Annotated in this window: 8 protein-coding genes; all 8 read left to right on the plus strand. The window is 42.2% G+C overall.

Going from position 1 to position 16,469, the window contains the following annotated elements:
* Positions 1-23 precede the first annotated feature (23 nt).
* The 8 genes from AC59IL_RS29190 (at position 24) to AC59IL_RS29225 (ending at position 16,466) form a co-directional block, all read left to right on the plus strand.
* On the plus strand, positions 24-1,520 hold the full coding sequence (locus AC59IL_RS29190) for a RagB/SusD family nutrient uptake outer membrane protein (RefSeq protein ID WP_496555770.1): 1,497 nt from the start codon (positions 24-26) through the stop codon (positions 1,518-1,520).
* A gap of 349 nt (positions 1,521-1,869) precedes the next feature.
* Positions 1,870-4,053: a glycoside hydrolase family 3 C-terminal domain-containing protein gene (locus tag AC59IL_RS29195; protein WP_496555771.1), complete on the plus strand. Its 2,184-nt coding sequence runs from the start codon at positions 1,870-1,872 to the stop codon at positions 4,051-4,053.
* Between the two features lie 19 nt (positions 4,054-4,072).
* Positions 4,073-6,028: a sialate O-acetylesterase gene (locus AC59IL_RS29200; protein WP_496555772.1), complete on the plus strand. Its 1,956-nt coding sequence runs from the start codon at positions 4,073-4,075 to the stop codon at positions 6,026-6,028.
* A gap of 7 nt (positions 6,029-6,035) precedes the next feature.
* Positions 6,036-8,459 carry a glycoside hydrolase family 2 TIM barrel-domain containing protein gene (locus AC59IL_RS29205; protein ID WP_496555773.1) on the plus strand — a complete coding sequence of 808 codons (2,424 nt, stop codon included), beginning with the start codon at positions 6,036-6,038 and terminating at the stop codon, positions 8,457-8,459.
* Positions 8,460-8,700: 241 nt separating this feature from the next.
* Positions 8,701-10,356 (plus strand): alpha-L-fucosidase, encoded by a 1,656-nt coding sequence (locus AC59IL_RS29210; RefSeq protein WP_496555774.1) that lies wholly within the window; start codon positions 8,701-8,703, stop codon positions 10,354-10,356.
* 34 nt (positions 10,357-10,390) lie between these two features.
* Entirely contained in the window at positions 10,391-12,316 is a 1,926-nt protein-coding gene (locus AC59IL_RS29215; RefSeq protein ID WP_496555775.1) for a glycoside hydrolase family 97 protein, read from the plus strand.
* A gap of 575 nt (positions 12,317-12,891) precedes the next feature.
* Positions 12,892-13,248 (plus strand): hypothetical protein, encoded by a 357-nt coding sequence (locus AC59IL_RS29220; RefSeq protein ID WP_496555776.1) that lies wholly within the window; start codon positions 12,892-12,894, stop codon positions 13,246-13,248.
* A 47-nt stretch (positions 13,249-13,295) separates the two neighbouring features.
* Positions 13,296-16,466, plus strand: a complete 3,171-nt coding sequence (locus tag AC59IL_RS29225) for a SusC/RagA family TonB-linked outer membrane protein (RefSeq protein ID WP_496555777.1) — start codon at positions 13,296-13,298, stop codon at positions 16,464-16,466.
* Positions 16,467-16,469: the final 3 nt, after the last annotated feature.

The raw sequence follows: 16,469 nt of genomic DNA on the forward strand, positions 1-16,469 counted from the left end.
ACTGACTTATTAATGTGATTAATATGAAAAGATTAAACATTCATTATATTGGCTGGCTGGCGGTGGCGCTGTTCGCCATAGCCTGTAACAAAAGTTACCTCAAAGAAAATCCTGAAGGAAGCATCACTCCCGTAAGTTTTTATAAAACAGGCGAAGACCTTGAAATGGCGGAGGCCGCGCTGGCCCTGCAACTCAATGGCGCTTTTAACAGCGTGGTCGGCGCCTATTACGGAGCGGATGATATCACTTCAAAAAGATCGGGCAACAAAATAGAATTTTCAGATTTTGATGTTTTTAATGCCAACGCATCCAATAGCAGGATGACTGCGTGGTGGAATTATTTTTATGCCACCATCAAATCTGCCAATTCGCTGCTTAAGAATTATGCCAACGCAACGACTGCAACAGAAGAGCAACGCAATAACGCTGCCGGCTATTCTTATTTTATGCGCGCTATCAGTTATTTCTATTTGACAAGGACCTGGGGAGAAATACCCATGCCAACAGAAGCGATACCGCAGCAGAACCGGTCAAATGAAACCGTTTCGGAAATTTATAGTTTGATCGTAGCTGATCTGCAGAAAGCCGAAACCATGCTGCCTGATCATTGGAGCGGAAAATCGAGACAGAATGGGATCGATATCCTGGCCACCAAAGGTTCTGCAAAGGCGCTGTTGGCCAATGTGTATCTCACCATGGCCGGATGGCCGCTGAAACAGGCAGACAAGTATACACTGGCCGCAACCAAAGCAAAAGAAGTGATAGATGGAAAAGCTACCTGGGGATATGATATGCTGACGGATTTTGCCGATATATGGAAAATAAAGAACAAGTTGAATAAAGAGGCGGTGTTCGCCTGCTATTATGATAATGATATACCAGTATGGAGTTGGGAAAACGGGAACATGATGGGACCTAATCCCTTCTCGCCCGATTATGAAGAAGGCGGCTGGGATGATGGCTATGGCGAAATTGCATTCTATAACAAGTTTCCGGCAGGGGTCAGAAAGAACGCTACTTACCAAACAGCCTATTATGTAAAGAACGATCCCAATAATGTGGTTACCTGGCAGAATACATTACAAAAACATCCCTATTTCCTGAAATACCGGGATGACGATAGCTACGATTGGGCAACGCATAAGGCCAATGACTGGTGGGGCAGCGCCACTACGTTCATCATTCGTTATCCGGAAGTACTGTTAACCTATGCAGAAGCAAAAGCCATGTCATCAGGTGTTGATGCCAGTGCTTATGATGCTATCAATCAGGTTAGGCAAAGGGCTGGTTTGCCTGCTTTGCCAGCCGGGTTATCACAAACAGCTTTCAGGGATTCGGTAGTAGCGGAAAGAGGATGGGAATTTGCGGCAGAAGTTGGTATCAGGTGGTTCGACCTGGTAAGGACCGAAACTGTGCAAAAGGCGAATGCAGGTCGGAATGCGGGGGAAGTGTCGCTGATCAACCAACCCAGCGATGCGAACCATACTTATTATTGGGCGCCTTTCCCGGTTAATAAATAACAAATGTCGTTAGTTTAGCAAAAACAAAGGGGCTGCACCTGCAGCCCCTTTTTCGTGTGTTCCTATGAATAGATCTGATGAAAATCAGTTCTTTGCAACATTCAATACCCTAAGTCGAAACATTCGGATCCCTTGTTTTAAACAGTACAGTACTAGTTTTACGACATTCAATTAACACTGTATTGCTATATGAAATCACCACTGCTGCTGCTGCTTACTTTTCTGAGTTCTTCTCAGTTGAATGTTTCTTTCCCAAAAATATTTTTCTTATCAGGTTCAATTATTGGTTTTCGATTTAACAATTAATGGCTAAACAAAAATTTACCATAAGAATAATAAACGTTATTATATGAATAGAATTTTGAAATTATTTCTTTGCGCGGCTTTATTGTTAATGATGAGTGTAACCGATGCGCAACAAATGGCAAGGACCGATATTGCAACGGAAGAAAAAATCCGAAGTCTTATCAGTCAGATGACCTTGCAGGAAAAAGTGAGCTTATTACATGCCAACTCCAAGTTTTATGTACCTGGTATAAAAAGGTTAGATATTCCGGAATGGGCGTTGAGCGACGGACCTCATGGAGTACGTGCAGAAATAAACCGGGATGACTGGGCTTATGCAGGATGGACAAATGATTCTGCAACCTGCTTTCCGCCAGGTACGGCGCTTGCCGCCACCTGGAATCCTAAGCTGGCTTACGAGCGGGGAATTGTATTGGGCGAAGAAGCCCGCTTTCGCAAAAAAGATATTTTGCTTGGGCCAGGTATTAACATTATTCGTTCGCCACTTTGCGGAAGAAATTTTGAGTACATGAGCGAAGACCCATTTCTTATTTCAAAAATGTCAGTTGCATATATCAAAGCATTGCAATCGAAAGATGTGGCAGCAAGTGTAAAGCATTGGTTGGCTAATAACCAGGAGGAGCATCGGGATTCTGTTGATGTTCATATGAGCGAAAGAACATTGCGTGAAATTTATTTACCTGGATTTAAAGCATCGGTAACAGAAGGCGGCGCTTATACTGTTATGGCCGCATACAATAAATTCAGGGGCGATTGGTGTTCTGAAAACGAATACCTCAACAGGCAAATGCTGAGGAAAGAACTTGGTTTCAAAGGCGTGTTAATGACCGACTGGTCGGCCGCACATACAACAATAAAAGCCGCTTTAACTGGGCTTGATTTGGAAATGGGCACTGATAAAAAAGATTACAATGAATGGTACTTTGCCAATCCGTTAATTAAAGCAGTGGAAGAAGGAAACGTGCCGGTATCGGTGGTTGATGAAAAAGTGGCGAATGTGCTGCGGGTAATGTATAAAACAAAAATGTTTGATGAAGGAAAAAGGGAAAAAGGAAAGATGAATACGCCGGAACATCAGCAGGCTGCGTATAATGATGCTGCTGAAGCGGCAGTTTTATTGCAAAATAGCGGAAACATACTTCCGCTTAATTTCAATAAAATAAAATCAATTGCAATTATTGGCGATAATGCTACCCGAAAACACTGCGGTGGCGGGCTTAGTTCCGAAATAAAAGCCTTGTACGAAGTAACTCCGCTGGATGCTATCCGGAAAAAGTTTGGGGCTACTGTAAAAATAAATTTTGCACAAGGGTATGAAAAACAGTCCACCTTCAAAGAAGGCAGCAACACTGGCCAAACAAGCGCAGATAAGGTTAACTGGGAATTGATTGATGAAGCTGTTAAAGTTGCAAAAGAATCAGAAGTGGTTATCATTTTCGGAGGATTAAATCATGATTTTGATACAGAATCTTCGGATAAGCAAAGTATGGATTTACCCTATGGACAAGATGTTTTGATTCGGGAAGTTGCCAAAGCAAATCCAAATACAGTTGTAGTTATTATTGCCGGTTCACCGGTAAAATTATCAGGTATTGTTCATCGTGTGCCTTCTATATTGTGGTCGTGGTTTGGCGGAATGGAAGCCGGAAATGCCGTAGCAGATCTGCTGAGTGGCAAAGTAAATCCCTCTGGCAAACTTCCGTTTACATTACCGGTATCGCTGGATCAATCACCTGCACATGCATTAGGTAATTTTCCCGGAAGAAACCTTAAAGTGAATTATGAAGAAGATATTTTGGTGGGATATCGCTGGTTTGATACAAAGAAAATTCAACCGCAGTTTCCGTTTGGTTACGGGCTTTCGTATACAACTTTTTCCATCAGCCATTTTGTAACTGACAGATCAGGCTATGGAAAGAACGACACCATTCATGCAAAATTTACCATCAAAAATACCGGTAGCGTATCCGGTGCAGAAGTAATGCAATTATATGCAAGCGATCCGGTTTGTTCCGTATTGCGTCCGGAAAAGGAGTTGAAAGCGTTTGAAAAGATATTCCTGAAACCCGGCGAAACTAAGACAGTAGAAATGTTGGTGAAAGTAACTGATCTGGCATTTTATGACGAATCAAAAAAAGCATGGAATGCAGAAGCCGGCGAGTACATTTTGCAGTTAGGTAATTCATCCCGCGCTGTTTTTCAGAAGGTAAAAATTTCAGTTAAGTAAAATGATCATTAGGATGGCCATGAAAAAAGCAATCAGTATCTCGTTTTTTATTGCATCATTTTTTTTATTCAGTTCACTGTCTTATGCGCAAGTCACTTTGCCAAAAGTATTTGGCGACAATATGGTTTTACAAAGAGGGAAGCCAATTCCCATCTGGGGGCAGGCCAGTCCGGGAGCGCTGATAACAGGGGAGCTTGGAACGGTACGTACAACCACAAAAGCGGGCAAAGACGGAAAATGGATGCTTCGCTTTCTATCGTTTAACGCCGGTGGTCCTTATACGCTCAAAATAGCTGAATCGGGCAGGCCAGACGCAGGAATTGAGTTGAAAGGAATTCTGATAGGAGATGTGTGGCTGGCATCGGGCCAATCAAATATGGAATGGCAGGTGCAGCAGGCGGGGGATGCGCCCAATGAAATTGAAAAGGCGAATTTTCCTCAAATACGCTTTTTTATTGTTGAGCATGATAAAAAATTAACGCCACAATCAGATATTATATCTGGTAAATGGAAAGTTTGTGATACCGGAAATGTGAAGGAGTTCTCGGCGGTTGCTTATTATTTTGCCCGTAAAATTCATCGCGATCATAATATTCCGGTTGGCATTATTCAAAGCACCTGGGGCGGAACGCCGGTGGAAGCCTGGACGAGCCGCGAGATGTTGCTTACATCGCCGATAAGTAGATCCAACACACTCAGTAATGATACGCTTAGTGTTGACCGTGAAGATTTTGTAAAGGATAGTTTGAACGGGATACGCTTTTGGAATATTGTTTTTAATCCGCAAAATAATGCGGATAAAATATTTACCGTTCCGGATTATAATGATGCTGACTGGACAAATATTGACATGCCCAATGTAATCAGGGATTTTGGAATTGGCAATTATGAGGGTATGGTTTGGTTACGGAAAAAGCTGGTATTGCCTGAGTCGTTTGCAGGAAAAGATCTGACCCTGAATTTGGGCCATCCCGAAATGAACTATTCCCTTTATTTCAATGGACAGGAGATCTGTAAGAATATCTGGAATGCGAATCCGGCTCATTCTTATACTATACCGGCCCGCCTGGTTCAGCATGGAGAAAATACTATTGCTGTAAGGATGGCCATGTTATGGGGCGGTGGAGGCTTGAATCCGCCGGCGGATGACATTTACATTGCAGATGGTTCTTCTAAAATTTCTTTAGCAGGGAAATGGTTGTATAAGAAAGACCTTGAAACCGCTATTCCGAAAATACACAACTATCATTATTACCCCACAGTGCTGTTCAACGCCATGATCAACCCGCTTATTCCTTATGGCATCAAAGGATTTCTGTGGTACCAGGGCGAGGCGAATGTACAGGCGGCTTACAATTACAGAGAATTATTTCCCATGCTCATCACAGACTGGCGGCAACGCTGGCAGCAGGGCAATCTTCCTTTTTTATTTGTTCAGCTGGCTAATTACTTAAAAGTAAAAGCGCTTCCTGGTGAAAGTGAGTGGGCCGAATTGAGAGAAGCGCAAACGCTGACTTTATCTCAACCAAATACGGGGATGGCCTGCATAATCGATATCGGGGATTCCGGCAGTATTCATCCCATGAACAAACAGGAGGTGGGCCGCCGCCTCGCTTTAATTGCCGGTAAACTGGTGTACAAACAAGCGGGCATCGCATCGGGGCCTGTGTATAAAGATTTACGGAAAGAAGGGAATCGTATCCGTATCAATTTTACCAGTACGGGTTCAGGCCTTTCAACGAAAGATGGAAAAGAAGTGACTGGTTTTGCCATTGCAGGTAAAGACAAACAATTTTATTGGGCACATGCGATCATTGAAGGCGATCAGGTGGTTGTTTATTCCGATAAAGTCGCGGAACCGGAAGCCATTCGGTATGCCTGGGCCGATAATCCCGGGTGTAACCTGATCAATTCAGCAGGGCTGCCTGCCAACCCTTTCAGAACGGATAAATGGAAGGGAATTACTCAAAAATAAAATGAAAATGATCAGGACTTTATGGCTTCCGCTGTTGATAATGTGCATGGTAACAGCATCAGGTACAACAGCGCAGCAAAATAATAAGGCAATGCTTCCTTTCGATTTTGACTGGCGGTTTGCTTTAAACGATCAGCCCGGCGCTGAACGGCCTGAATTTGATGATTCCAAATGGCGCTTACTGGATGTTCCTCATGATTTCAGTATAGAACATGGTTTTGGGTCTGCCTACGCTACAGGACCGGGTGGCGGCTATACGTATAGTGGTATTGGTTGGTACAGGAAACATTTCAAAACAGCAAAGAACCTGTCGGGTAAGAAGGTTTGGGTTTTATTCGATGGTGTTTATCGCAACAGTGATGTATGGATCAACGGACATTATCTGGGCAATCGTCCCTATGGATATTCTTCTTTTTATTATGAACTCACACAGCATTTGAAGCCGGCCGGGCAGGATAATATTGTCGTAGTTAAAGTGAATACCAGTGAACAGGCTAATTCGAGATGGTATACCGGTTCAGGTATTTACCGGCATGTATGGCTGGTTGCCAAAAACAACCTCCATATTGATCAATGGGGTGTTTTTGCCCGTACCCTTGAAGCAAGCAATGACAGGGCCGATGTCGATATATCCATAGAGCTACGCAATGAAAATAAGATTGATCAGCCCTGCATAGTAATAACAAAGCTAATAGATGCAGCAGGCAGGGAAGCGGGGCGGGCTGAATCGAACGTGGAAGCGGCAGCCGGCCTGGCGTTAAACATCGATCAGCATATCACGATCAGCAAACCTGTATTATGGTCTGTTGAGCAACCCCGTTTATATCAGTTACAGGTAGAGGTGAGTTCGGGCGGAACGATCGTCGATAAGTATGTTTTACCTTTTGGCATAAGAACATGCCGTTTTGATGCCAACAAAGGTTTTTTGTTAAACGGGAAGCAGGTAAAATTAAAAGGCGTAAATAACCATCACGACGGCGGACCCCTGGGCGCTGCTGTTTTGGATGGCACGTATAAACGCCGTTTACAGCTTTTGAAAACTATGGGCTGCAATGCGCTCCGCATGAGCCACAACCCACCATCGCCCGAATTGCTGACGTATGCAGATAGCCTGGGCTTTTTGGTAATTGACGAGATCTTTGATGAATGGATGGACGGCAAAACGCCGGCCGGCTATGCGCCTCAGTTTATGCAATGGTACGAAAAGGATGTTGAGAACTGGATCAGGCGCGACCGCAACCATCCCTGTGTTATCGCCTGGAGCATTGGAAATGAAGTAAGAGAGCAGTATAATAAAGAAAACGCCCTGAAGATAACCAAAATGCTGATGGATGCTTCGCGTAAATACGATGCTACCCGTGTGTTTACCGCAGCCTGTAACGAGATACTGAATGTCAATTCCTTTGGAATGGCCGATCTGCTCGATATAGTAGGTTACAACTACCAGGAAGCTTATTATAATGCCGATCATGAAAAATATCCCAACCGCGTGATCTTTGGATCTGAAACGGTGATTTATCCTTACCATCCGGGTAATTGCTGGCAATTGCGCTCGTATGAGCAATGGCTCGAGGGGCAGTTGAAAGATTATGTGGCCGGCGAATTTCTATGGACCGGGTTTGATTATATCGGCGAATCGGGCATTGGCGATGTAGGTACCGGTTGTAAGTTCTGGGAAAAATGGCCAACCTGGCCATGGCGGGGCGCTTCCTGCGGCGTGCTTGACATGTGCGGCTTTCCCAAACCCGCCTATTGGTTCAGGAAAGCGCTTTGGAATAATGATCCCATGGTACATATTGCGGTTCAAACCGATAACTCTGCACGGAACAAAGAGCTGTGCTCTTTCTGGAGCTGGCCAAAGGTGGAAACGCATTGGAATCATAACAGGAAAGGCGATACGCTGGCGGTGCATGTGTATACCAATGTACCTGAAGTAGAATTGAAATTGAATGGAAAGTCATTGGGCATCCGCAAATGGGACCTCAGAAAGGAAGCCTTTCTTTTCTGGGAGGTACCCTATGAACCAGGCAAGCTGGAAGCCATCGGAAAAACAGCCGATGGAAAAAGCGTTTCCTTTGCAGTACAAACCGCCGGTGAACCGGCTAAAATAGCGCTGAGGCCCCACAAAAAAATGCTGAAGGCTAACCGGCAGGATGTAAGTTATGTTGCCGTGCAGTTGCTTGATGCCAATGGGGTACCGGTGCCTTTTGCAAACAATAACATCACATTTGAAGTGATTGGTGCAGGTAAGCTCGCAGCAGTAGGCAACGGCGATCAGCAAAGCCATACTCCGTTAAAAGGTAACCACATAGAAGCCTGGCAGGGGAAATGTATGGCCATTATACAATCAACAAACCGGAAAGGCACTATCACTATTACTGCCAGGAGCGGATCGCTTCCTGTAGCAATGGCTGTTTTAAAGGCGGAATAAAGGCGCGGCCTGCCAAAAAAACTCGTTTTTATTTAGGGAAATCCCCGGCTCTGTTAACTACCACGATCAAATTCTTGCTCATTTCTAAGTTCAGGAAAAGTCGGATTTAGACAAAACAAAGTCTTTTTAGTGCAATTAAAAACGGAGACGAGAGAATAAATTTGTTATTAAGTAATTCCATTCCGTCATCACACATTGCCATATGAATACATCACTTCTTAAAAAACTCACAACTTAAAAAATGAAACGAAGAACACTGATCAAGGGAATGGCAGCTACTTTGCCGTCTCTGTGGTTATCTCGTGCCTTAGGTAAAAATTTTATTGAAGAACAATATATAAGCGAATCCATTGCAAATGGGCCATTCAAACCCACATGGGAATCGTTGCAGAATTATAAAACACCCGGGTGGTTCCGTGATGCAAAGTTTGGCATGTGGGCGCACTGGGGGCCACAATGCCAGCCTGAAGCCGGCGACTGGTATGCAAGAAATATGTACGAGGAAGGATCAGAGCAATATAAGATCCATCTTGAAAAATATGGGCCCCCTTCAAAGTTTGGATTTAAAGATGTGATCAACGAATGGAAAGCACAGAATTGGAATCCTGAAGAACTGGTGAGTTTGTATAAAAATGCGGGTGCACAGTATTTTATGGCGATGGCCAATCATCACGACAATTTTGATTTGTACGACAGCAAGTATCAGAAGCATTGGAACGCTACCAAAATTGGTCCCGGGAAAGATCTGATTGGGGGTTGGGCAAAGGCAGCCAGAAACAATGGACTTCCCTTTGGCGTAAGTGTTCATGCATCACACGCATGGCGCTGGTACGAAGTAGCGCAACGGGCAGATAAAACCGGTCAGTATGCAGGCATCCCTTACGATGGAAAACTTACGAAAGCAGATGGCAAAGGAAAATGGTGGGAAGGATTGGATCCCCAGGAATTATATGCACAAAATCATCCTTTAAGCCAGAACAGTTTAGATAATAATTTCAACGTAGGCCAATGGGATTGGGGCAATGGTGTATACCCGCCCGACAAAGCCTATATCGAAAAGTTTTATAACCGTATTATAGACCTTATCAATAAATACAATCCTGATGTCGTTTATTTCGATGATGATCAACTTCCGTTCTGGCCTGTTAGTGATGCCGGTCTGCGCATAGCCGCTCATCTTTACAATAAAAGCATTAAACAATATGGTGAACTTCGTGCAGTGCTCAATGGAAAAATGTTAAATGAGAACCAACGCAAGGCCATGGTATGGGATATTGAAAGAGGGCAGGCCAACGAAATTCAACCACTGCCCTGGCAAACGGATACCTGCATTGGAGGTTGGCATTATGCCCGTGGAATTTATGAACGCAACGGTTACAAAACACCAAAGACGATTATTCAAAGTCTGGTTGATATTGTAAGTAAGAATGGAAATTTAATGTTGAACATACCTGTACGTGGTGATGGAACGATTGACGAAAAGGAGAGAAAGGTCGTTGAAGAAATAGGTGCCTGGATGAAAGCAAACAGCGAAAGTATTTATGGAACAAGACCCTGGAAAATATTTGGGGAAGGACCTGCACAAGAGGCAAAATTGAGTGATAAAGGTTTTAATGAAGGAAAAGGGAAGCCTTTTACCCATGAAGACATTCGCTTTAATGTGAAAGGCGATGTGTTGTATGCAACTGCCATGGGTTGGCCGCAGGATGGGAAGCTTGTTATAAAAAGTGTGGCAAAGGACAGCCAGCATTTTCCGAAAGAAATTCAAAAAGTGGAGTGGTTACCAACAAGGCAATCATTAACTTTTGAAAGAACTGAGAAGGGGTTAGTGGTTGCGCTGCCCGAAAAAATTGCTGATGAATTGACATATGCAAATGTGATAAGGATCCTTTCATAGGTCTTACATACTTAAATACAAATAATGTAGATTTATGAAGCCGGTTTTCTTTTTTCTTTTTTGCTTTTCAATCTCATTGGCTGGTAACGCACAAGAGATTGTATCTCCAAATAAGCATATTAAAGTAGTAATTAGTGCGCAAAAGGCATCGGTTAACAAGCCCGGTTATCCGGTATATTTTAAAGTGCTATACAAAAAGGGTTCAGAATATATCGGGGTAATGACAAAATCCCCTTTGGGAATATCGCGAAAAGACCAGCAATTTACCGATGATCTCAGATTGGTCGGAGAATCCGGAATAACTGAAGTGCATGATAAATATGAAATGATTTGTGGTAAACGTAAACAGTGTGAGAATTTTGGCAGGGAGAAGATTTTTAGTTTCAGAAATTCAAATGAACAACCGTTAGATATTGCTTTTAGGGTTTATAATGATGGCGTTACATTCCGGTATATTTTTCCCAATCATTCCGATTCGGTTGTAAATATCATTGGCGAGGCTACAACATATACTTTACCCGATAGCACTTACCGTTGGATGCAGCCTTATACTATTGGGTATGAAGATTTTTTTCCGTTCAATAAAACTGGTTTAAGCACACACAAAGAACAGGAATGGGGTTTCCCTGCATTATTTAAAGTTAATAACGAATCTGTTTACGCATTAATTTCCGAAGCAAATATTTCTGAAAACAATTGTGCTGCAAAATTATGCAACCTTAAAAATGCCAATGCATACCAGGTTACCTATCCGTCTTCCCGCGATAATTTTAACCAAACCGGCGTTAAGGCCACATTGCCATGGAGGTCGCAGTGGCATACACTGATCATTGGGAAATTGTCAGATATCGTTGAATCCACTTTGATCACCGATGTCAGCGAACCAAATCAATTGAAAGAAACAGATTGGATAAAACCCGGGGCAGTTTCATGGATCTATTGGGCGAATAATCACGGTTCCAAAGATTTTCAGAAGGTTGTTGAATACGTAGATAATGCTGCAAAAATGAACTGGCCATATGTGCTGATTGATTGGGAATGGGATGTAATGGGTAATGGCGGCAATATTGTTGATGCCGTTAACTATGCAAAAAGCAAAGGGATTAAACCTTTAATGTGGTATAATTCCGGTACAAGCTGGCTCGGTCCCACACCGAACGATCGTTTACAAACGGCAGAAAAACGTGCCAAAGAATTTTCGAGGCTCAATGAAATTGGGGTATTCGGGATCAAGGTCGATTTTTTTGCCGGTGACCAGCAGGATATGATGAAGTATTACATTGATATTTTGAAGGATGCGGCCAAATATCATTTAATGGTGAATTTTCATGGAGCTACAATTCCCCGGGGTTGGGCGCGTACCTATCCCAACCTGATGACAACAGAGGCGGTGTATGGTGCAGAATGGTACAACAATGGCCCGGTACTGACTAATAAAGCGGCAGCTCATAATACTACGCTTCCGTTTACCCGCAATGTAATTGGCTCCATGGATTACACGCCGGTTACCTTTTCAAATTCACAAAATCCGCATATTACATCCTATGCGCACGAGTTGGCTTTATCTGTTGTTTTTGAATCAGGGTTCCAGCACTTCGCCGATAGGCCGTCGGCGTATGAATTGTTGCCGGCAGAGCCAAAAGACTTTTTGAAACACTTGCCGGTTAGCTGGGATGATACAAAATTAATCGATGGTTATCCGGGAGAAAAGATCATTATTGCCCGCAGGAAAGGTAATCAATGGTATATCGGCGGGTTGAACGGGCAGGATCTAATACAGGAATTAATAGTAAGATTCGATTTTCCTGATAAACGGAATTATAATTTTCAGCTTATCAAAGACGGGACGAATAAAGAATCTTTTTCTTCAGAAATGATAAAAATAAAAAAAGGAGACACCTTGAAAATTGAATGTCTTCCAGGGGGAGGGTTTGTTGGTATCCTGGAAGTTCAAAAATAGCTAAGAAAAACTTTGCGAAATTTGGTAATCCCAACGGTAAAGGAGTTCCTGAGTGGCCTGCTTTCTACGATGCGAAACCGGTGGTCATATATTTTGACCAACGCCCCATACGGGGCCGGTTCCCGGTGAAGAGTCTCTTAAAGTATTGAATGAATATTTTATGTTGATATGTACACCGGAAGGGCTAAATAACTATTAAAAAAATCAGGCTTTAGATAACAGAAAAACAGGTATCAGCTAATGGCCCGACCGGCAGTATTAAAGCTTTCGGCGGGCTTTTTTTTGTGCAGTTGAAAAATTCGCCGATCAATTTTTATGCAGCCGTTTTGGCAATATCGGTTGTGTTCGTAATTTCTGTATTCATCGTTGCCGGTGTAATTGTTATTTCAACAATGCCTTACCGGAACAGGATACTGATGCTGATCCGGACGCCAGAAAACCATTTTTTCGAAATTCATGGTAATCAATTGGCTGCATCATTTCAGGCCGTAATTTGCATCATTTGAGTCCCATGTTTTCATCAGAACAGCAATAGTTTTACAGCGTTCATTTTGATAGACCAAAGATTGCTGTATATGAAAAGATCCCTGCTACTGCTTAGCTACTGCTGTGCTTTTACGTTTAATGACTTATTGGCGGCATCTCCATCTTACATTCAAACAAAGGACGGCGTTATTGTTTTTGCAGCCCCCGCATTTACAGGTACTTCCAATGCTGTTAAGCCCGAAGTGATATCCCTTTTCATTTACGAAAAAGACGCTTTTTCCAACATTCCCATATTATATAATGAGGTACATAAACAGTTTTTGTTGGCGATCGGAAAGTCGGATATAATGGTATGCTGCAAAAAAGAACGTTTCGAATTAATCACATCACACACGATAAACAAAGCGATTGGATATGGAAACTTACGGCAAAGAGATATTGTATGATGGCAAGAACATAGAAGTGAAATTATAGTCAATTTAAATATTCAAACATGTATTCAACCAAAACGATTCGCTTGCGACTATTGCTGCTTTGGGGTGTATTTCCCCTAATCTTGTTAAGTGCACCGGCTTTTTCACAAACAGAAAAAATTAGAGGTACAATTATCAATCAACGAACCTCCGCCCCGGTTCCGGGAGCAACGATTACCTTAAAAGGCTCCGATCGGTTCACTATAGCTGATGATGCCGGAAAGTTTAGTATCGATGCGTCAACTGGCAATGTGCTGGTAGTTACGATGATAGGATATACGAAAAAGGAGATAGTTGTTGGTAAAACCAACACCATTGAGGTGAAACTCAGTGAAGTTGCTTTACAATTAGATGACGTGGTGGTAATTGGTTATGGTAAAACAAGGCGCAAAGACGTTACCGGCGCCATTTCTTCTGTTTCCGGTGCAGAGCTGCGTAGATCACAACCAACTACTTTTGACCAGGCCCTGCAGGGAAAAGTTGCAGGAGTTGTCGTTCAACAGATATCCGGGCAACCCGGCGGCGGGGTATCCATTGAGATACATGGTATATCTTCTATAAGTGGCTCTAATTCGCCATTATATGTTATAGATGGTGTTATTATTCCTCCAACTAACGACCCCGGAAATGGATCTAATCCCCTGAATAGCATCAACCCTTCAGAAATAGAATCAATTGATGTACTAAAAGATGCTTCTGCAACTGCCATTTATGGCTCGCAGGCAACGAATGGCGTAATTGTTATTACTACCAAAAGAGGCAGCGTATCCGCTCCTCAAATATCGTATGAAGGATATTATGGGGCTCAGCAGATACCTAAAAGGCTTCCAACTGTTAATTTGCAGCAACTTGCAACATTTCTTAACGAAAGAGCTACTGTGTGGGGTTTTGATGCCAGGCCTGAATTTGCCAACCCAAAATATTTAGGAAAGGGTACCAATTGGCAGGATGAATTATTCCGCAATGCACCTATGCAAAATCATTCGCTTACAATAAGCGGCGGTGATGTTAGAACTCAGTACTTATTTTCCTTAGGATATTTTGACCAGGATGGTATTGCGCTTGGCTCTAAATTTAAGCGATATTCTTTGCGGTTGAATTTAGACAATAAAACAACCAATTGGTTGAAAATAGGAACCAGTCTTCAATTAGCGAATGTTATTGAAAATGTAGTTTCAGGGGGCACTTCTTCTTCAGGTGTAATTTCTGATGCTTTGAGTTTAACTGCCGATATTCCTGTGAAAAATAATGATGGTACCTGGGGGGGCGTTACGAATACTTCCGGATGGGTTACCCCGGTGGCAAACCCGGTTGCATCGGCCCTTATTAATAAAAATATGAATTACAGGTATCAGCTATTTGGTAACGTATATGCCGAAGTAGCCTTTACCAAAGATTTATCGTTGAGGAATGAGGTTTCCGGAAATTTTGATTTTTCCAGAAATGAACAATTCAGCCCTCAAACTACCTATGGTAAATACACTACTCCCAACCCAACTTCGTCTTCGTATAGTTCCGGGCAAGACTTATATACCGTAGTAAGAAGTTATCTTACTTATAATAAGAATTTCGGTAAAAACAATTTGAATGTATTTGCCGGGCACGAAGCTAATTTGAGTAAATCTTCAAGTGTTTCTGCAAGCCGCTCAGATTTTCCTTCTAATAATGTGCAATCTATTTCCAGCGGTGATCCTTCTACTGCAAAAAACGGTGGCAATTATGGCCAGGGGGCTTCAGAATCTTATTTTGGACGTATTAACTATAATTGGTTAGACAAATACCTGTTTACATTAAACCTGCGTGACGATGGCTCCGATAAATTTCCAGCTGAAGATCGTCGGGCATTTTCGTATTCTGGTGCATTTGCATGGAAATTGAATAACGAAAATTTTTTGGCGCAAATTAGAGCCATTAATGAATTAAAGTTACGCCTCGGTTATGGGTTAACTAATAATCAAAATATTCCAAGCAATACTTATGTAACACAGCTTACAACAGTTGCTAATGGTTTGTCTGGTACAGCACAGTTTCAATCCAATTTGGCCAATCCCAATGTAACATGGGAACAAACAAAAAATGCTAATATAGGGTTAGATGGTACTTTATTTAACGGGAGATTAAATTTCTCAATAGATGTTTACGATCGTCATACTGATGGCCTATTATTAAAAGTACCACTTCCAAGGTATTCGGGTACAACAGCTAATTATTCGCCAGGTGCAATGACGGCCCCTTATGTAAATGTGGGATCTATGAGCAATAAAGGAATTGATATTAGAGTAGGGAGCACCAATATTATCACCAAAAATTTTACATGGAGAACTGATGTTACTGTAACACGTAATATTAATAAAGTGTTGTATTTAGGTTCCGGCGGCGATGATGCCAGTCTTGTTTCGGCAAACTCAAAAACTGTAGTAGGTAGACCCATTGGCTCATTTTATGGATATATTTATGATGGCATATTTGCTACTGTCAATGATTTTAAAACCCATGCTTTACCAGCCGACCAATCAGGAACACCTCGCCCGATTGCAAATGCAGGTGGTGGTATATGGTATGGCGACCGTAAGTTTAAAGACTTAAATGGCGATGGCATTATTGACACAAAAGACCAAACCTTTTTAGGTTCACCACTTCCAAAATTCCAATTTGGGTTCAATAACTCATTTAATTATAAACGCTTTGATGTAAACATTTTCTTTAGTGGAAGCGTTGGCAATAAAGTGTATAATCAATTGCCGGTTAATCAAACTAACCCTTTAAATAATACCAACTATTTTACCGGGGTATTAAACTATGTTAAAACTGCTTTGATTAACCCCGATGGAGATCCTAATAATGTAAACAATGTTTATGTTACCAACCCAAATACCACTATTGTAAGCCTGAGAAACGATAATACCAATGAAAATGGGCGGTTTACAAATTTGTATTTGGAAGATGCTTCATTTATTCGTTGTAAAAACATTACCGTAGGGTATTCTTTGCCTCAAAATATACTGGCGAAAGCGCATCTTTATTCATTTCGGGTATATGCTAATGTATCTAACGCATTTATAATTACAAAATACACTGGTATGGATCCTGAAGTTGGCTCCTGGAATCCACTCGAGGCTGGTTACGATAATGGTCATTATCCTCAATCAAGGGTATTCACCTTTGGCGTAAATGTTAAATTAACAAAGTAAAAA

The organism is Niastella sp. sgz303648 (assembly GCF_059587045.1).